Raw genomic sequence first — 17,240 nt, forward strand, 5'->3', positions numbered from 1 at the left:
GCTCCTTTTGAGAGTTTCTTATTAACTGACCAGTCGCTCCGGAAATGTCCGTTGTCCGTCGCCGCTCGTCTTTTGGAGAGCCGCGCCTTGGCACGCTGGCAGGGTAGTGTCAGTGCAGATTCGGTAAAACGTTGTGTGGCAGATTCGGGTCTTTCAGCACGCTCGCTGCGGCGGCGATGTCTGGCGCCAGCCAGCGGTCCTGATCGTATGCCGGGACGCTTTCGCGTAGCAGGCGCCAGGCGACATCGGTGCCGGCGCCAAAGCGTTGTTCCTTGAGAAATTCAAAGGCCTGGGCCGCCAGCAGGTATTCGATGGCGAGGATCTGCGTGCAGTTTTCCAACGCGCGGTGCAGCTTCAGCGCGGCGTTGGTGCCCATGCTCAGATGGTCTTCCTGCAGGCCCGAGGTGATGTAGTTGTCGAGCACCGCCGGTTGCGCCAATTGGCGGTTTTCCGCGCACAGCGAGGCGGCGACGTATTGCACGATCATCATCCCGGAATTGACCCCCGGATTGGCCACCAGAAATGCCGGCAAGCCGCTGACGTGCGGGTTGATCAGACGATCCAGACGGCGCTCGGCGATCGAACCGATCTCGGCCATGGCAATCGCCAGCAGGTCGGCGGCCATCGCCACCGATTGCCCGTGCGGATTGGCTTGCGACATCACCCGGAAGTTCTCCGGCGTACCCAGCAGCAACGGGTTGTCGGTGCAGGCGTTGAGTTCGATCTCGACCTGTGTGATCGCATGCTCCAGTTGATCACGCGCGGCGCCATGCACCTGCGGGATCGAGCGGATGCTCAAGGCGTCCTGGGTGCGAATGCCTTTGCTCGTGGCGATCACTTCACTGCCATCGAGCAGCGCGCGCAGATTGCTGCCGACCTGCTGCATGCCCGGGTGCGCTTTCAGTGCGATGATTTCTGCATCAAAGGCGTCGATCTGGCCACGCTGGGCTTCGAAACTCATGGCGCCGATGACGTCGGCCCACTGCACCAGCCGCGTCGCATCGGCGATCGCCAGGCAACTGAGGCCGGTCATGCACGGCGTGCCGTTGACCAGGCACAGGCCGTCCTTGGCGCCGAGTTGCACCGGTTGCAGGCCTTCTGCGGCCAGCGCCTGTTGCGCCGGCACAATCTGCTCGCGATAGCTGACGTTGCCGACGCCGAGCAACGTGATACCGACGTGCGCCATGTGCGTCAGGTAGCCCACTGAACCTTGCGACGGCACCTGCGGGGTGATGCCGCAATTGAGCAGCGCCAGCAGGCCTTCAACCACACGGCGATGAATGCCGGATTTGCCGTGGCTGTAGTTGTGGATGGCCGCGCAGATGATCGCGCGAGTCTGTTCGTCGCTGAGCACCGGGCCGACGCCGCAGGCATGGCTGAGCAAGGTGTTGCGCGATAGCTGGCTGAGCTGTTCGTCCTTGAGCGAGACGTTGGACAGTCCGCCCAGACCGGTGTTGACGCCATAGGCCCGCTCGCCGCTTTCGACGATGCGCTGAACGATGCCCTGCGCGTTGTCGATACGCGCCCAGGTGCCCTCCGACAGCTCCAGTTGCGCGCCGCGGCGGGCGACGGCGACCACGTCCTGCCAATGCAGAGGGGCGCCGGTGATGATGATTTTTTCAGCCTGGGACATCTAAAACCTCAACCTTGATATTGATGCAGCTTCACTAGCGCTATCGCGAGCAGGCTCACTCCTACAGGGGTACGCATTTCAACTGTAGGAGTGAGCCTGCTCGCGATGGCGCCGGTTCAGTCACCGCATATTTTTCAGACCACCGCCGCACGCCGCTGCACGAACCGGTCGACATACTCATCCGCCGGCGAATGCAGGATCTCTCTCGGCGTACCGACCTGAATCAATTTCCCATCCTTGAGAATCGCAATGCGGTTGCCGATGCGCACGGCTTCGTCGAGGTCGTGGGTGATGAACACGATGGTCTTGTGCAGGGTCTTTTGCAGCTCCAGCAACTGGTCCTGCATCTCGGCACGGATCAGCGGGTCGAGTGCGCTGAAGGCCTCGTCCATCAGAATGATGTCGGTGTCCGCCGCCAAAGCGCGGGCCAGGCCGACGCGCTGGCGCATGCCGCCGGAGAGCTGGTGCGGGTATTTGTTTTCGTAGCCTTTGAGGCCGACGGTGTTGATCCAGTGCAGCGCCCGCTCGGCGCACAGCTGCTTGCTCTCGCCGCGCACTTTCAAGCCGTAGGCGACGTTGTCGAGCACGCTCTTGTGCGGCAGCAGGCCGAAGCTCTGGAACACCATGCTGATCTTGTGCCGGCGAAATTCGCGCAGCGCGTCCATGTCGTATTGCAGGATGTCCACGCCGTCGACGATGATCGCCCCGCTGGTGGGATCGATCAGACGATTGAAGTGGCGTACCAGCGTCGATTTGCCCGAGCCGGACAGGCCCATGATGACGAAAATCTCTCCGGTGCCGATGCTCAGCGACAGGTCGTTGACCCCGACCACACAACCGGTTTCGTTCAGTACCTGATCCTTGGTCTTGCCCTGGCCGACCATCGCCAGGGCGTCCTTGGCGCGGTTGCCGAAAATCTTGAAGACGTTTTTGACTTCGATCTTGCTCACGGTTGCGTTGCTCATTTGCTCACCTCATGCCGGGGCCGACCATACGCCTGAGTAATGCGGTCGATGACCACTGCGAGAATCACGATCGCCAGACCGGCTTCCAGGCCACGTCCGACGTTGAGGGTCTGAATCCCCACCAGCACATCTTCACCCAGGCCACGGGCGCCGATCATCGAGGCGATCACCACCATCGACAGGGCCATCATGGTGGTCTGGTTGATCCCGGCCATGATGCTCGGCAGGGCCAGCGGCAGTTGCACGCCGAACAGTTGCTGCCAGCGGTTGGCGCCGAACGCGTTGATCGCTTCCATCACTTCGCCGTCAACCTGGCGAATGCCCAGATCGGTCAGACGAATCAGCGGCGGCGCGGCGTAGATCACCGTGGCGAAAATCGCCGGCACCTTGCCCAGACCGAACAGCATCAGCACCGGAATCAGGTACACGAAACTGGGCATGGTTTGCATGATGTCGAGCAGCGGCATCAGCACCGAGCGCAGGCGATTGCTGCGGGCCGAGAGAATCCCCAGCGGGATGCCGATCAGCACCGAAATGATCGTCGCGACCATCATCAGCGCCAGGGTCTGCATGAGCTTGTCCCACAGGCCGACGGCGCCCACGAGGAACAGCAGACCGACGATGACCGCCGTGGTCACGACTTTGCGCGTGGCGTGCCAGGCGACCACACCGACAATTGCCAGCATCAGCCACCATGGCGCCGCGCGCAGCACGCCCTCGAGGTTGACGATGGCCCACAACAGCGTGTCGGAGATATGGCGGAACACATCACCGTAGTTGGTGACCAGCGAATCGACCCAACCGTTGACCCAGTCGGCGATGGAAAAGGTAAAGCTCTCGGGAAACATAAGCGGCTCTCAGTCAGCAATCTCAATCAAGCGTTTACGGCATATCTCCCGGCCAGCCTCACGGTTGACCGGGAGGTATCGACCTACAGCGCCGCGTCGATTTTCCTGGCTGCGTCTGCACTGACCCACGCATGCCAGACTTCAGGATGTTCCTTGAGGAAGATTTTCGCCAGTTTCGGCGACTCGATACGTTCCTTGGCCATGCGCCCCAGATTCTGGTTCAGCAGGTCGATCGGCAGGTTGACCTTTTCCAGCACGGCGACCAGTTCCGGGGCCTCGTCGTGGAAGGTTTTCGACAGGCCGACCTTGATGCTCACGCTCTTGTCGACGCCGGCTCTCTCTTCGAGTTTGACCGCGTCGATCTGGCCCATCAGCGGGGTTGGCGACCAGTAGTAGAACAGGATCGGCTCGCCCCGCTTGTAGCTCGACAGCACCGCCGCATCCAGCGCAGGGCCGGTACCCGGACGGAAGTTGGTGTAGCTGTTTTCCAGGCCGTAACTTTTCAGCATTTCGCTGTTATCGAGCTCGCAGGTCCAGCCGGCCGGGCAGTTGTAGAAACGGCCCTTGGACGGCTCTTCGGCATCCTTGAACACGGCGGCGTATTTGCCCAGATCAGCGATGTTTTTCAGGTCTGGGGCTTTTGGCTCGAGCTTGCGCTTGGCATCACCTTCGATGACGTAGCGCGGCACATACCAGCCTTCGATCGCACCGACGATCGGCGCGCCGACGCCGACCACCTTGCCGGCCTTCTCGGCCTTGTTCCAGACCTCGCTGCGGCCGACCCATTCTTCGGCGAACACTTGAATGTCATTGCTGCTCAAGGCGTTTTCCATGGTGATGGAATTGCCCGGCAGGCTGTCGGTCTTGCAGTCGTAGCCTTTCTCCAGCACCACTTGCAGCACGTCGGTCAGCAACATGCCGCTTTCCCAGTTCAGGCCGGCGAATTTCACCGGTTTGCCCGATTCGCACCAGCCGGCAGCCTGAGTAGCGCCGGCACTGGCCAACAGGCCCATGGACAGCAATGTGGTCAGCAGGGTCTTGTTCGATTTCATTGTAATGACGCTCCTAATCATGAATGGGCTTACGGCAGTTCAAAAGGCATCCAGCCCTGTCCACGTCCAGATCAGGCCTGCGCCGCAGCGCGACCGGCCCCGCTTGTTTCGGGTTGTACTTGGCTGCTCTGCGCGACTGGCAGAATCAGTTGATCGGGCACTGCGCTGTGCCATTTTTTTGCGCACACGTAGTAGACGGCGGCAGGCAGCACCAGACCGATGATCCAGGAGATATCCACGTCACCGAGGGCAGCCACCAGCGGGCCGGTGTAGAACTTGGTCGAAATGAACGGCAGTTGCACCAGCACACCGAACACGTAGACGCTGATCCCCAACAGGTTCCAGCGCCCGTAGCGTCCCTTCGGATCGGCGAGTGCCGGCACGTCGTAACGCTCACGGGTGATGCAGTAGTAGTCGACCAGATTGATCGCGCTCCACGGTGTGAAGAACGCAAGCAAAAACAGGATGAAAGACTTGAACGCGCCGAGGAACGAGTGCTGACCGAGCAGCGCGATCAGCGTGGCCGCGCCGACAATCACCAGCACAAACACCAGGCGCTGCATGCGCGTAACGGTCAGGTGGCCTTTGAAACCACTGATGATCGTCGCGATGCACATGAAGCTGCCGTAAGAGTTGAGCGTGGAGATGGTCACCTTGCCAAAGGCGATGCTGAAATACAGCAACGCCGCGGTGGCACCGGTGCCGCCGAGACCGACGATGTAAGCCACTTCATGCCCGGCGAACTGGCCGTTGGCCGAAGCGGCGGCGAACACGCCGAGGATCATCGCCACCTGCGCGCCAATCACCGAGCCGGCACCGGCGGCGAAAAAGGTTTTCACCGCCGAGGTGTTGCTCGGCAAGTAACGCGAGTAATCCGCGACATACGGGCCGAACGCAATCTGCCAGGACGCCGCCAGCGACACCGCGAGCAGGAAGCTGCTCCAGCTGAAGTGACGGATTTGCAGGAGCGCGCCGACGTCGGTCTGGCTCATCAACCGCCAGAACAGAAAGACGAAAGCAATCACGCCGATGAGGCTGGCGACCCGGCCGATGAAGTGAATCACCCGATAGCCGAGCACCGTCACCAGCACGATGACGCTGGCAAAAATCAGAATGCCAACGCTGTCGCTGACGCCAAACAGCTGCCCCAGCGCTTGCCCGGACAGCACGGTGCCGGTCGCGGTGAAACCCAGATACATCAGGCACACCAGCACGATCGGAATCGCCGCGCCGTAAACGCCGAACTGCACGCGGCTGGAGATCATCTGCGGCAGGCCCAGTTTCGGCCCTTGCGCGGCATGCAGCGCCATCACGCCACCGCCGAGCAATTGGCCGATCAGCAAGCCGATCAACGACCAGAACACATCACCGCCCAGCACCACGGCCAAGGCCCCGGTGACGATCGCGGTGATCTGTAAATTGGCGCCCATCCACAGGGTGAACTGGCTGAACAGACGACCGTGTCTTTCCGCTTCCGGGATGTAGTCGATCGAACGCCTCTCGATCAACGGTTTGTTGCCTGCACGATCGGTGTTGACAGCCATGATTCAACCTCTGTGGATTGCTTTAACAGTTCTCTCGGGCTTACACGGACCTTGTGGGAGCTGGCTTGCCAGCGATGACGTCGCTACCTTCAACATCATCTCCAGCAGTGCCACCGCTATCGCTGGCAAGCCAGCTCCCACAGGGGGTTGTGTCACTTACCGCCGGTGATCATCGGCAGGTTCAGCCCCTGCTCTTTGGCGCAATCAATGGCGATCTGGTAACCGGCATCGGCGTGACGCATGACGCCGGTTGCCGGGTCGTTGTGCAGGACGCGAGCGATGCGTTCGGCCGCTTCGTCCGTGCCGTCGCAGACAATCACCATGCCCGAGTGCTGCGAGAAGCCCATGCCGACGCCGCCACCGTGGTGCAGGGAAACCCAGGTCGCGCCGCTGGCGGTATTGAGCAGGGCGTTGAGCAGTGGCCAGTCGGACACGGCGTCGGAACCGTCCTGCATCGATTCGGTTTCGCGGTTCGGGCTGGCGACCGAGCCGGAGTCGAGGTGGTCTCGACCGATCACGATTGGCGCCGACAGCTCGCCGCTGCGGACCATTTCGTTGAACGCCAGACCGAGCTTGGCGCGCAGCCCCAGGCCGACCCAGCAGATCCGTGCCGGCAGACCCTGGAAGCTGATGCGCTCGCGGGCCATGTCCAGCCAGTTATGCAGGTGTGCGTCGTCGGGGATCAGCTCTTTGACCTTGGCGTCGGTTTTGTAGATGTCCTGTGGATCACCCGACAAGGCCGCCCAGCGGAACGGGCCGATGCCACGGCAGAACAGCGGACGGATATAGGCCGGCACGAAGCCCGGGAAATCAAAGGCGTTTTCGACGCCTTCTTCCTGAGCCATCTGACGGATGTTGTTGCCGTAGTCGAAGGTCGGAATGCCTTGCTTCTGGAATTCCAGCATGGCCTTGACGTGTACGGCCATCGACTGCTTGGCGGCTTTGATCACCGCGGCCGGTTCGGTCTTGGCGCGAGCACGATACTCGTCCCAGCTCCAGCCGGCCGGCAGGTAACCGTTGAGCGGATCGTGGGCGCTGGTCTGGTCGGTGACCATGTCCGGGCGCACGCCGCGCTTGACCAGTTCCGGGAGGATTTCTGCGGCGTTACCCAGCAGGGCGATGGAGATCGCTTTGCCTTCTTTGGTGTATTTGTCGATACGCGCCAGCGCGTCGTCGAGGTCTTTGGCTTGCTCATCGACGTAACGGCTCTTCAGGCGGAAATCGATGCTCACCTGCTGGCATTCGATGTTCAGCGAGCACGCGCCGGCCAGTGTCGCGGCCAAAGGTTGCGCGCCGCCCATGCCGCCGAGACCGGCAGTCAAGACCCACTTACCGGTGAGGTTGTCGTTGTAGTGCTGGCGACCGGCTTCGACAAAGGTTTCGTAGGTGCCTTGCACGATGCCCTGGCTGCCGATGTAGATCCAGCTGCCCGCAGTCATCTGGCCGTACATGGCCAGGCCTTTGGCGTCGAGTTCGTTGAAGTGTTCCCAGCTCGCCCAGTGCGGCACCAGGTTGGAGTTGGCGATCAGTACGCGCGGGGCATTGGCGTGGGTCTTGAACACACCGACCGGTTTGCCCGATTGCACCAGCAGGGTCTCGTCGTCATTCAGGTTGGTCAGGCTTTCGACGATCTTGTCGTAGCACTCCCAGTTGCGCGCAGCGCGACCGATACCACCGTAGACCACCAGCTCTTTCGGGTTCTCGGCGACTTCCGGGTCGAGGTTGTTCATCAGCATGCGCAGCGGCGCTTCGGTCAGCCAGCTCTTGGCGGTCAGCTTGTTGCCGCGCGATGCACGGATTTCGACGTTACGAACCTTAGTAGGCTTATTGTCAGTCACGAAAAAGACTCCTCAGCGATCAATTCAAACCAACCCTGGCAGTGGGCAAGCAGCCTGCGCGCTTCGATGCGCGACAAGCGAATCAGTGGACGCTGCGGAGAGTCTTGAGCGACTCATACGCATACGTCTTTACTTGTACATACAAGCATATGCAATCAAGCGGCCAACTTGTTGGAGGGGTGTTCAAGAAAAATTGCGCAGAGGGCTGGAGAGCTTCTGGATCAAGGGCTCAGGCGTGAGTGAAATTTTTTGCAGGAGTGTTTTTGTGAATTGGGGATTTGCCAGATGGGCGTGGTATTGCGCCACGCTGGGGCGTTCGGTAACAAGTTGGTGCGTACAGGAAACAGGTTTCGGGATCGCTGGTGACGCAGAGCGTCACGGGATGCATTCCCACGCAGCGCGTGGGAACGATCAAGAGAAAGGCGTAATTAGCGAGCTGTCAGCTCGATCACGCAACAAGCGGCATAGGTCGAGACTTCGATCAACCCGGTGTTACCGTTCAGTTGCAGACAATCATGTCGCCCTAGCTGCGAAGCACTGTCACCGATCTGCATTTGCAGCGCATCACTGACGCTGAACAAGAGCAGCGTCGACGCCGAACTGAAAAAGCGTTGCTCGCCCTCCAGCCACTGCAACCGCGCGCTGTAACGCTGCGGCGCATAGATCAGATTGAAATCGCGAATCGCACCGCCGAGCAGCGTGCACGACACCTGACTTTCGCCACGAAAGGCAAACGGGTCGAGCGGTAACAGCGGCCGGGTATCTTCGCCATCGACGCACAGGGTCATGCCGTCACCCTGCAACACAGTGATGACCCGCTGATAACCGGCGAACGTCGAAAAACCGCCGGATTCGGCAATATCGGCAATCGACAGGCGCCAGCCGAAACCGTCGAGACCGGCGCCGGCGTCGCGGGTGATTTCTTCGGTGCTGCCGCCGCCGTTCTTCCACGGCATGCGCGGGTAGCCTGCGGCGCGCAGAACCTTCAGTTCGTAACTCATTTATGGAACCGCCCTTCCAGACGATGACGGGAACCCGGATGGATCAAGCGCGCGGCGGTCACCGGCTGTCGACCCGACCACGTCCGGCGCCGAATCAGCAGGCACGGCTCGCCCTTTTCGATCTGCAGCAATTTGCACTCGGAAGGCTCAGCGAGAATCGCCTCGACCACATGCTCGCCCTCGGTCAGCGGTGCGACCTGATTGAGGTAGGCGTAGGGGGTTTGCAGGGTAAAGTCCTGCTTGAGGTATTCCGGGGCAACCAGCGCATTGACGAAGCGGTCTTCGATTTGCACTGGAATGTCATTTTCGTAATGCACGATCAGCGAGTGGAACACCTTCTGCCCTTCGCGCATGTCCAGCGCCAGAGCGCGCTCGGAACCGGCGGCCTCTTCTTCGAGGGTGATGACCTGGCAAGTGTGACGATGGCCGCGGGAGGCAATTTCATCGGCGATGTTGTGCACTTCGAACAGCGCGGACTGGCTCTTCGGTTCGGCGACGAAAGTGCCGACACCCTGCATGCGCACCAGCAGGCCGTCGGCGGTCATCTCGCGCAAGGCGCGGTTGATGGTCATGCGGCTGAAACCCAGTTGGCTGACCAGTTCGCTCTCGGACGGCACGCGGTAATGCGGCGGCCAGTTACCGCTGTCGATCTGCTGGGTGATCATCTGTTTGACGCGGGCGTACAAGGGCGCCGGACTGTCGCCCATGTTCGCGGCCAACGGGGAGACTGGAGGCGGAGTCGGCACGGTGGTTCCCTGTTCTTGGATGAAAGTGGCTAGCTTGCCGGAGTTTACCGGGCAGGCAAACGTCTGTATATGTATATACAAATAACACACGATGGGGTGCCGAACCATGTCCGCCTTCTTTGCCGAACGCGCACTGCTGCCTAATGGATGGGCCAACAATGTACTTCTTGAGGTCAGCGCCGACGGCCTGCTGACCCAAATCCAGGCCGATGCCAGCGCCGACGGCGCCGAACGGTTGAGCGGCCCGTTGCTGCCGGGCATGCCGAACCTGCATTCCCATGCCTTCCAACGGGCGATGGCCGGGCTGGCCGAAGTGGCCGGCAACCCGAACGACAGTTTCTGGACGTGGCGCGATCTGATGTACCGGCTCGTCGGAAAAATCAGCCCGGATCAGCTCGGTGTCATCGCCCGTCAGCTATACATCGAAATGCTCAAGGCCGGTTACACATCGGTCGCCGAATTCCATTACGTACATCACGACAGCAACGGTCAGCCGTATGCCGACCCGGCCGAACTGGCCTTGCGCATCAGCCAGGCCGCCAGCGACAGCGGTATCGGCCTGACCCTGCTGCCGGTGCTCTACAGCCACGCTGGTTTCGGCGGCCAGACGCCTAATGACGGCCAGCGCCGTTTTATCAACAGCACCGAAAACTACCTCAATCTGCAATCACGCCTGCAGCCATTACTGGCGCAACAAAAGGCGCAATCGCTGGGGTTGTGCTTTCACTCGTTGCGCGCGGTGACGCCACAGCAGATCAGCGAAGTTCTCGCTGCCAGCGACAAACAATGCCCCGTGCACATCCACATCGCCGAACAGCAAAAAGAAGTCGACGACTGCCTGAGCTGGAGCGGGCGTCGTCCGCTGCAATGGCTGTATGAAAATGTCGAAGTCGATCAACGCTGGTGCCTGGTCCACGCGACCCACGCCAACCCGGAAGAAGTCACGCTGATGGCCAACAGTCGCGCCATCGCCGGGCTGTGCCTGACCACCGAAGCGAATCTGGGCGACGGGATTTTTCCGGCGGTGGATTTCCTCGCTCAGGGCGGGCGCATGGGTATTGGCTCCGACAGCCATGTCTCGCTGAGCGTGGTGGAGGAATTGCGCTGGCTGGAATACGGCCAGCGTCTGCGTGACCAGCGCCGCAATCGCTTGTATGGCGCGGATCAGCCGATGGTCGGGCGCACGTTGTATGACGCTGCGCTGGACGGCGGAGCGCAGGCACTGGGGCAGCCGATTGGTGCGCTGGAAATCGGCAAGCGGGCCGACTGGATTGTGCTCGATGGCAACGATCCCTACCTGGCGACGGCCAATGGGGACGGAATTTTGAATCGCTGGCTGTTCGCCGGTGGCGATCGGCAAGTGCGTGATGTGATGGTCAATGGTCAGTGGGTGGTTCGCGATGGCAGGCATGCCGGGGAAGAAGACAGCGCCGGTGCCTTCACCCACGTCCTGCGCGATCTTCTCGGCTGACACACATAACCCACTGTGGGAGCTAGCCTGCTAGCGATGAGGGCATATCAGTCGACAGCATTTTTGACTGATACACCGCTATCGCTAGCAGGCTAGCTGTGTAAACCCACCACGTTGTTCACGGATGCTATTCGGCTAATCGGTGGTAAATAACTCAAACTGGCATGCGGGCGATGCCAGTTGTACCTGTGCAACCAAGGCATCAGATACGTCGCGCGTTGATCTGAGCTTTCATAACTTCTGGCGTAGGCCCATTCGCGCAGAGCGGTCTGTATAAATCGCTCTGCCTTGCCATTCGTGCGCGGGGTGTAAGGCTTGGTAAAGATGTGCTTAAGCCGCAGCCGCCGGCACAGGCGCTTGAAGCTCCTGGATTTGTAGCAAGGGCCGTTATCGGTCATTACCCGCTCGAATTTCACGCCGAGCGTTTTGTAGTAACGCAGGGCCCGGATCAGCGCGAGGCAGGCGCTACGAGCGGTTTGGTCTGGGTATAAACCACAGTGCGCCACTCGACTATGGTCGTCGATGGCAACATGTCCAAACTCCCAACCCACATGGTAAGAACGGCCTTTCAGACGGTCTTTTGTCACTCGATGACCAGGTTTGTTAAAGCGCCCCAGCCTCTTGATATCCAAGTGCAGCAAGCCTCCCGGCTGAGAGTATTCGTAGCGAATAACCGCAACTGGCGGTTCCAGATAAGCCAGGCGATTGAGTCCGTTGCGGCTCAATATCCTGCCTACCGTGCTATGCCCCACCTTCAAAGACTTACTGATTTCGCCATAGGTTTTTCGCTCACGGCGAAGCTTGATGATTTTCTCCAGACACTCTGGGGCAGTAGCGTGCGGACAGGAAGCCGGGCGGGATGAGCGATCCTGGAGACCTTTTTCGCCTTCGGTTCGATAGCGGTTTATCCACTTGTAGGCAGTGCGAACGCTGACCCCCTGGGCCTTGGCCACCTCTTCAACTCTCAAACCCTCTGTGAGGACTCTTTGAACAAGAAGGGCTCGACCAGAAACAGTTAATCGGGCATTTTTATGAGTGTTCACTCGGGGCCTCCGGGGGCTTGGTTTGGTTCGCACCTCCAATTTCCCGGAAAAGCCCCGAGTGAACAACCTACAGAGAGATCACAGCTAGCTCCCACAGTAGTTTTGCAGTGTTCTTCAGTTCGAGGTCTTGGCCATCTGCCGATCCGTCGCCCGCCAGATCAACCGCGTGGTGTCATACCCTTGCTGACGCGCCTTGCTCAGCAAGTCCTCGCGCACCACACCGTTGACGGTCGGTGTACGCGACAGCAGCCACATGTACTTTCGACTCGGGTCGCCGACGATGGCGGTCTTGTAGTCATCACTGACGTACAGCACCCAGTATTCACCTTTGGCCACGCCGGGCAGCAGGCGCGAGAACCAGTTGTCGAACTCGACCCAGAGCTTGTCGGTCTTGCCCGGCACTTGCGGATAAGCCGTGCCCTTGGCCTCTTCCCATTGCCAGTCCGGGGTCAGGCAGCGGTTGAGCACCGCCACGTTGCCGTCAGGCTTGAGGGTGTAATGCGCTTCGGATTGCGCGCAGTTGCGCTGGAAGTACATCGGCAGACGCGCCAACTCGTACCAGGTGCCTTGATAACGCTTGAGGTTGACGCTGTTGACAGTCTTCGGTGCCAACGAGTCGACGCCGGAAGTGGCGCAGCCAGCCAAAACCAGGCCGGCAAAAAGAACTAACAATAACCGCTTCATTTTTTTCTCCGTGGGCGCGACGCCCCGGTTTACTTCAGGCCTTGGCCGGAAAACATCAGCACTTTGTCACCGGCGTACTGCACGCTGATAAAGCTGTTCTTGTCGCCCCAGGTGCAACTGGACATGCCGAGCGCACCCGAGCAGTCAGTCGGTTTGCCCAGCAGGGTTTCGACTTCGGCCTTGGCCATGCCGGCCGAGAGCTTCGAGTAGTTTTCCTGATTGACCTTGCTGCATGCGGCCAGCAGCACGCAAAAGGACAGAAGGGCGAGAGATCGCAGCGACATGGTGTAACTCCTGGAGCGGAAGGGGGCTGGCATGGTGCCAACCAGAAGCTTAGAAGAGAAAACCCTCCTCTGGTTCCCTGACAAGATGGCTATTTGTTCATCCGCCCGTCCGGCATTTATCGGTTAAATCAGACACTTTGTAGGGCTATTGAGCATTTCGTCGAATTTCCGCCAGCACGCCTAATCTTTGGCGCGCGCCGGTCGAAATAAGAGCAGCGCAACGCCAGGGAATATGGCAAATTGCCGCCCTTTCCTGACCAGCCCTTGCTCGGTAGTTCATTCGATGACCAGAAACCTGAAATTCAGCCACAAGATCTTGTTGGCTGCCGCCCTCGTGGTGGCCGTTGCGTTCGCCTGTTTCATTCTGTTCAACGACTATCGACAACGTCAGGCTCTGAGCAGCAGTACCGAAGCGACCATGCAGGAACTGGGTAGTCTGACCACCAGCAATATCCAGACCTGGCTGGAAAGCCGCATCCAGCTGTTGCAATCGTTATCCCAGCAAGTAGCGGTCGACGGTAACGCGACGGCCAGCCTCAAGCGCATCATCGACCTGCCCGCCTACACCGGCAATTTTCAGCTCAGCTATTTCGGCGGTGCGGACGGCGTGATGTTCTCGATGCCGGCCGGCAATCGCGCGCCGGATTACGACCCGCGCGCCCGCGGCTGGTACAAAGCGGCCAACTCCGCGCAACAGACGATCGTCACCGAACCGTACATTGCCGCCTCGTCGGGCAAACTGGTGATTACCGTCGCCACGCCGGTGCAGCGTCAGGGGCAGATGCTCGGCGTCGCCGGTGCAGATATCGATCTGACCAGCGTCAGCGCAATCATCAACTCGCTGAACTTCGGCGGTCACGGTCACGCGTTCATTGTCAGTGCCGAAGGCAAAATCCTTATTCACCCGGACAGCAAACTGGTGCTCAAGACCCTCGCCGAGGCCTATCCGAACGGCGCGCCGAAAGTCAGCCCGGGCCTGAAAGAAGTCGAATTCGACGGCAAGACTCAGTTGATCTCCTTCACCCGCGTCAACGGCGTGCCGTCGGCGGACTGGTACGTGGCGCTGGTGCTCGACAAAGACACCGCGTTCGCCATGCTCAGCGAATTCCGCACCTCAGCGTTGATCGCCATGGCCATTGCCGTGGTCATCATTCTGGCCTTGCTGGGCATGCTGATTCGCGTGCTGATGCAACCGCTGCTGACCATGGGCCGCGCCATGCACGATATCGCTGAAGGTGAAGGCGACCTGACTAAGCGCCTGGTGATTCATGGCAACGATGAATTCGGCGCGCTGGGCACTTCGTTCAACCGCTTCGTCGAGCGTATTCACACCTCGATCCGCGAAGTGTCCTCGGCCACCGGCCAGGTTAACGAAGTTGCCCTGCGCGTGGTCGCCGCGTCGAATTCGTCGATGTACAACTCCGACCAGCAAGCCAGCCGCACCAACAGCGTCGCCGCGGCGATCAACCAGCTCGGCGCCGCCGCTCAGGAAATCGCCCAGAACGCCGCCCTCGCCTCGCAGCACTCCAGCGATGCGCGCGGCCTCGCCGTTGAAGGTCAGCAGGTGGTGGATAAAACCATCCACGCCATGCAGCAGCTGTCGGCGAAGATCAGCGACTCCTGCGGCAACATCGAAACTCTCAACAGCAACACGGTGAACATCGGCCAGATTCTCGAAGTAATCACCAGCATTTCCCAGCAAACCAACCTGCTCGCCCTCAACGCCGCGATCGAAGCGGCGCGCGCCGGTGAAGCCGGTCGCGGTTTCGCCGTGGTCGCCGATGAAGTGCGCAACCTCGCCCACCGCACCCAGGATTCGGCGCAGCAAGTGCAGAAGATGATCGAGGAACTGCAAGTCGGCGCACGTCAGGCGGTGAGCATCATGACCGAGAGCCAGCGCGAGAGCGAAAGCAGCGTCGGCATCGCCAACCAGGCTGGCGAACGCTTGGGCAGCGTGACCCAGCGTATCGGCGAGATCGACGGCATGAACCAGTCGGTGGCCACCGCGACCGAAGAGCAGACCGCCGTGGTCGAGTCGATCAACGTGGATATCAACGAGATCAACACGCTGAATCAGGAAGGGGTGGAGAATCTGCAGGCGACGTTGCGGGCGTGCTCGGACCTGGAGCAGCAGGCGGCGCGGTTGAAGCAGTTGGTGGGTAGTTTCCGGATTTAAGTCGCTGCCCCCCGGCCCAATCGCTAGCAAGGCACAGCTAGCTCCCACAGTTGTTTGTGGTGGAACACAAATTGTGAGAACACCCAACATACCTGTGGGAGCGAGCCTGCTCGCGAAGACGGCCTACATGACGCAGAATGCCTTCAATATGATCATCAGGAATTTGCCAGATGAAAAAGGCCGACGATGAAGTTCATCCAGATCAAGTTACGTTGCTGGCAATTCTTGCACTGGGTAGCGAGGAAATCGATCGCGGAAACTATGCAGGCGCTGAAGCCATTTTCATTGAACTTGATGCACTGGACTCAGACCAGAAGAGTAATTCAAGGAAACTAGAACCTTGACCCGGGCTGACCAAGAAACGCCAATTCCTCAGCCGTAGATTCCCGCCCCAACATCGCATTGCGATGCGGAAACCGGCCAAACCGGGCGATCACCTTGCGATGCCGCTCGGCGTAATCCAGATTATCGGCGAACACCGCCCGCTCATCCTCCGGCTGTTCCGCCACCAGTTCGATGAAGCGCGACACCGCTTCGTTCTGCACCGCGAGGTTTTCGCAGTGTTCGAACACCAGATAGATGAACACACGCTGGATCGGTTTCAGCTGCCGATCGAAATCCGCCGCGATGCCTTGGGCGACGAGTTTCTGCGCGCGTAGATCACCGGAGTAGGCTTTGGGGGTGTTGCGATGGATCATGCGCGGCAGTTGATCGAGTAAAAGCACAACCGCCAGCCAACCTTCGGGACATTGCGTCCACTCGGTCAATTCGCCGGCCAGGGCCTGATCGACAAAGCCCCCGAAACGCGTCTGCGCTTCGAGGTCTTGGCTGGCTCGCTTGCCGAACCACAACTTGCCCTTGTCAGCCGCTACTGCGTCGGGTGATTCGGCGTGTCCGAACCACCATTCGAGCAACGGCTGCCAGGGCGCAGTCACGGTTATTCCTTGTGGTAAGCCGTGGCGCGCGCGACTTCTTCTTTCGAGCCGAGGAACACCGCAACACGCTGGTGCAGGCCTTCAGGCTGAATGTCGAGGATGCGCTGGTGGCCGTCAGTGGAGGCACCACCCGCTTGTTCGACGAGGAACGACATCGGGTTGGCTTCGTACATCAGGCGCAGTTTGCCCGGCTTGGACGGCTCACGGCTGTCGCGCGGGTACATGAACAGACCGCCACGGGTCAGGATGCGGTGCACGTCGGCAACCATCGCTGCAACCCAACGCATGTTGTAGTTCTTTTTCAGCGGACCTTCTTCACCGGCCAGCAACTCGCCGACGTAGCGCTGTACCGGGGCTTCCCAGTGACGCTGGTTGGACATGTTGATGGCGAATTCCTGTGTGGTTTCAGGAATGGTGATGTCTTCGTGGGTCAGCACGAAGCTGCCCATTTCGCGGTCGAGGGTGAAGCCTTTGACGCCGTCGCCCAGGGTCAGCACCAGCATGGTCTGCGGACCGTAGATCGCGTAACCGGCGGCCACTTGTTGCGTGCCTGGTTGCAGGAAGGCCTTTTCGTTCAGCGGCTCGTTCTGGCTGAGGTATTCGTTCGGGCAACGCAGTACCGAGAAAATGGTGCCGACCGGCGCGTTGATGTCGATGTTCGAGGAACCGTCCAGTGGGTCGAATACCAACAGGTAGGCGCCTTTAGGGTATTTGCCCGGGATCTGGTAGGCATTGTCCATTTCTTCGGACGCCATGCCGGCCAGGTGGCCGCCCCATTCGTTGGCTTCGAGCAGGATTTCGTTCGACAGCACGTCGAGTTTCTTCTGCACTTCGCCCTGGACGTTTTCAGTGCCCATGCTGCCCAGAACGCCGCCGAGGGCGCCTTTGGACACGGCGTGGCTGATTTCCTTGCAGGCACGCGCCACCACTTCGATCAGGAAGCGCAGATCGGCAGGAGTGTTGTTGCTGCGGGTCTGCTCAATCAAATAGCGACTCAAGGTAACGCGGGACATGGACGGC

General features: G+C 60.2%; 16 protein-coding genes and 1 pseudogene. 4 read left to right on the top strand and 13 right to left on the bottom strand.

The features are described 5' to 3' along the window. Positions 1–109: 109 nt before the first annotated feature. The 8 genes from J3P93_RS25680 to hutC all read right to left on the bottom strand — a co-directional run bounded on the left by J3P93_RS25680 (position 110) and on the right by hutC (position 9,588). The gene (locus J3P93_RS25680; protein WP_434593263.1) at positions 110–1,633 is read right to left on the bottom strand and encodes an HAL/PAL/TAL family ammonia-lyase; all 1,524 of its coding nucleotides are present in this window, start codon (positions 1,631–1,633) and stop codon (positions 110–112) included. A gap of 134 nt (positions 1,634–1,767) precedes the next feature. Next, the gene (locus J3P93_RS25685) at positions 1,768–2,598 is read right to left on the bottom strand and encodes a quaternary amine ABC transporter ATP-binding protein (protein WP_434593266.1); all 831 of its coding nucleotides are present in this window, start codon (positions 2,596–2,598) and stop codon (positions 1,768–1,770) included. Then, on the bottom strand, positions 2,595–3,446 hold the full coding sequence (locus J3P93_RS25690) for an ABC transporter permease (RefSeq protein WP_434593268.1): 852 nt from the start codon (positions 3,444–3,446) through the stop codon (positions 2,595–2,597). Before J3P93_RS25690 ends, J3P93_RS25685 begins: the two co-directional genes overlap by 4 nt. Before the next feature lie 83 nt (positions 3,447–3,529). Beyond that, the gene (locus J3P93_RS25695) at positions 3,530–4,498 is read right to left on the bottom strand and encodes an ABC transporter substrate-binding protein (protein WP_434593271.1); all 969 of its coding nucleotides are present in this window, start codon (positions 4,496–4,498) and stop codon (positions 3,530–3,532) included. A 71-nt stretch (positions 4,499–4,569) separates the two neighbouring features. Continuing rightward, positions 4,570–6,042, bottom strand: a complete 1,473-nt coding sequence (locus J3P93_RS25700) for a purine-cytosine permease family protein (RefSeq protein WP_434593274.1) — start codon at positions 6,040–6,042, stop codon at positions 4,570–4,572. 152 nt (positions 6,043–6,194) lie between these two features. Next, entirely contained in the window at positions 6,195–7,880 is a 1,686-nt protein-coding gene (gene hutU / locus J3P93_RS25705; protein ID WP_332765513.1) for a urocanate hydratase, read from the bottom strand. Between the two features lie 428 nt (positions 7,881–8,308). Beyond that, on the bottom strand, positions 8,309–8,881 hold the full coding sequence (locus J3P93_RS25710; protein ID WP_434593278.1) for a HutD/Ves family protein: 573 nt from the start codon (positions 8,879–8,881) through the stop codon (positions 8,309–8,311). Next, positions 8,878–9,588: a histidine utilization repressor gene (gene hutC, locus J3P93_RS25715; protein ID WP_162803449.1), complete on the bottom strand. Its 711-nt coding sequence runs from the start codon at positions 9,586–9,588 to the stop codon at positions 8,878–8,880. Before hutC ends, J3P93_RS25710 begins: the two co-directional genes overlap by 4 nt. Positions 9,589–9,733: 145 nt before the next feature. Between hutC and J3P93_RS25720 the strand changes: the two genes are divergently transcribed. Beyond that, positions 9,734–11,098 (top strand): formimidoylglutamate deiminase, encoded by a 1,365-nt coding sequence (locus J3P93_RS25720; RefSeq protein WP_434593281.1) that lies wholly within the window; start codon positions 9,734–9,736, stop codon positions 11,096–11,098. A gap of 92 nt (positions 11,099–11,190) precedes the next feature. Here the strand turns inward: J3P93_RS25720 and J3P93_RS25725 are convergent, their stop codons facing one another. The 3 genes from J3P93_RS25725 to J3P93_RS25735 all read right to left on the bottom strand — a co-directional run bounded on the left by J3P93_RS25725 (position 11,191) and on the right by J3P93_RS25735 (position 13,109). After that, positions 11,191–12,141 carry an IS481 family transposase gene (locus J3P93_RS25725; RefSeq protein WP_093096621.1) on the bottom strand — a complete coding sequence of 317 codons (951 nt, stop codon included), beginning with the start codon at positions 12,139–12,141 and terminating at the stop codon, positions 11,191–11,193. 114 nt (positions 12,142–12,255) lie between these two features. Next, positions 12,256–12,825, bottom strand: coding sequence for a lipocalin family protein (locus J3P93_RS25730; protein WP_090280288.1), 570 nt, complete (start codon positions 12,823–12,825; stop codon positions 12,256–12,258). Between the two features lie 29 nt (positions 12,826–12,854). After that, positions 12,855–13,109 (bottom strand): lipoprotein, encoded by a 255-nt coding sequence (locus J3P93_RS25735; RefSeq protein WP_034152995.1) that lies wholly within the window; start codon positions 13,107–13,109, stop codon positions 12,855–12,857. A gap of 418 nt (positions 13,110–13,527) precedes the next feature. Between J3P93_RS25735 and J3P93_RS25740 the strand changes: the two are divergent. From J3P93_RS25740 to J3P93_RS25750, 3 genes and pseudogenes are all read left to right on the top strand, one after another. After that, positions 13,528–14,379, top strand: a pseudogene (locus tag J3P93_RS25740) (cache domain-containing protein); the annotation flags it as partial. 141 nt (positions 14,380–14,520) lie between these two features. Then, positions 14,521–15,285, top strand: coding sequence for a methyl-accepting chemotaxis protein (locus J3P93_RS25745; protein ID WP_434598496.1), 765 nt, complete (start codon positions 14,521–14,523; stop codon positions 15,283–15,285). A 170-nt stretch (positions 15,286–15,455) separates the two neighbouring features. After that, positions 15,456–15,629 (top strand): hypothetical protein, encoded by a 174-nt coding sequence (locus J3P93_RS25750; protein ID WP_434593286.1) that lies wholly within the window; start codon positions 15,456–15,458, stop codon positions 15,627–15,629. Here J3P93_RS25750 and J3P93_RS25755 read toward each other — a convergent pair. Both J3P93_RS25755 and J3P93_RS25760 read right to left on the bottom strand, forming a co-directional pair. After that, on the bottom strand, positions 15,618–16,220 hold the full coding sequence (locus J3P93_RS25755) for a DUF924 family protein (RefSeq protein ID WP_434593289.1): 603 nt from the start codon (positions 16,218–16,220) through the stop codon (positions 15,618–15,620). The genes J3P93_RS25750 and J3P93_RS25755 overlap by 12 nt on opposite strands. Positions 16,221–16,222: 2 nt before the next feature. Then, positions 16,223–17,233: a class 1 fructose-bisphosphatase gene (locus J3P93_RS25760; protein WP_039756611.1), complete on the bottom strand. Its 1,011-nt coding sequence runs from the start codon at positions 17,231–17,233 to the stop codon at positions 16,223–16,225. Positions 17,234–17,240 lie beyond the last annotated feature (7 nt).

The organism is Pseudomonas sp. R3-57 (assembly GCF_051132065.1).
Taxonomy (GTDB): Bacteria; Pseudomonadota; Gammaproteobacteria; order Pseudomonadales; family Pseudomonadaceae; genus Aquipseudomonas.

Excerpts from the sequence above, each read along its gene's own strand:
- J3P93_RS25680 (WP_434593263.1), bottom strand. The coding sequence starts at position 1,633 with ATGTCCCAGGCTGAAAAAATCATCATCACCGGCGCCCCTCTGCATTGG.
- J3P93_RS25685 (WP_434593266.1), bottom strand. The coding sequence starts at position 2,598 with ATGAGCAACGCAACCGTGAGCAAGATCGAAGTCAAAAACGTCTTCAAG.
- J3P93_RS25690 (WP_434593268.1), bottom strand. The coding sequence starts at position 3,446 with ATGTTTCCCGAGAGCTTTACCTTTTCCATCGCCGACTGGGTCAACGGT.
- J3P93_RS25695 (WP_434593271.1), bottom strand. The coding sequence starts at position 4,498 with ATGAAATCGAACAAGACCCTGCTGACCACATTGCTGTCCATGGGCCTG.
- J3P93_RS25700 (WP_434593274.1), bottom strand. The coding sequence starts at position 6,042 with ATGGCTGTCAACACCGATCGTGCAGGCAACAAACCGTTGATCGAGAGG.
- J3P93_RS25710 (WP_434593278.1), bottom strand. The coding sequence starts at position 8,881 with ATGAGTTACGAACTGAAGGTTCTGCGCGCCGCAGGCTACCCGCGCATG.
- hutC (WP_162803449.1), bottom strand. The coding sequence starts at position 9,588 with ATGGGCGACAGTCCGGCGCCCTTGTACGCCCGCGTCAAACAGATGATC.
- J3P93_RS25720 (WP_434593281.1), top strand. The coding sequence starts at position 9,734 with ATGTCCGCCTTCTTTGCCGAACGCGCACTGCTGCCTAATGGATGGGCC.
- J3P93_RS25730 (WP_090280288.1), bottom strand. The coding sequence starts at position 12,825 with ATGAAGCGGTTATTGTTAGTTCTTTTTGCCGGCCTGGTTTTGGCTGGC.
- J3P93_RS25735 (WP_034152995.1), bottom strand. The coding sequence starts at position 13,109 with ATGTCGCTGCGATCTCTCGCCCTTCTGTCCTTTTGCGTGCTGCTGGCC.
- J3P93_RS25745 (WP_434598496.1), top strand. The coding sequence starts at position 14,521 with ATGTACAACTCCGACCAGCAAGCCAGCCGCACCAACAGCGTCGCCGCG.
- J3P93_RS25750 (WP_434593286.1), top strand. The coding sequence starts at position 15,456 with ATGAAAAAGGCCGACGATGAAGTTCATCCAGATCAAGTTACGTTGCTG.
- J3P93_RS25760 (WP_039756611.1), bottom strand. The coding sequence starts at position 17,233 with ATGTCCCGCGTTACCTTGAGTCGCTATTTGATTGAGCAGACCCGCAGC.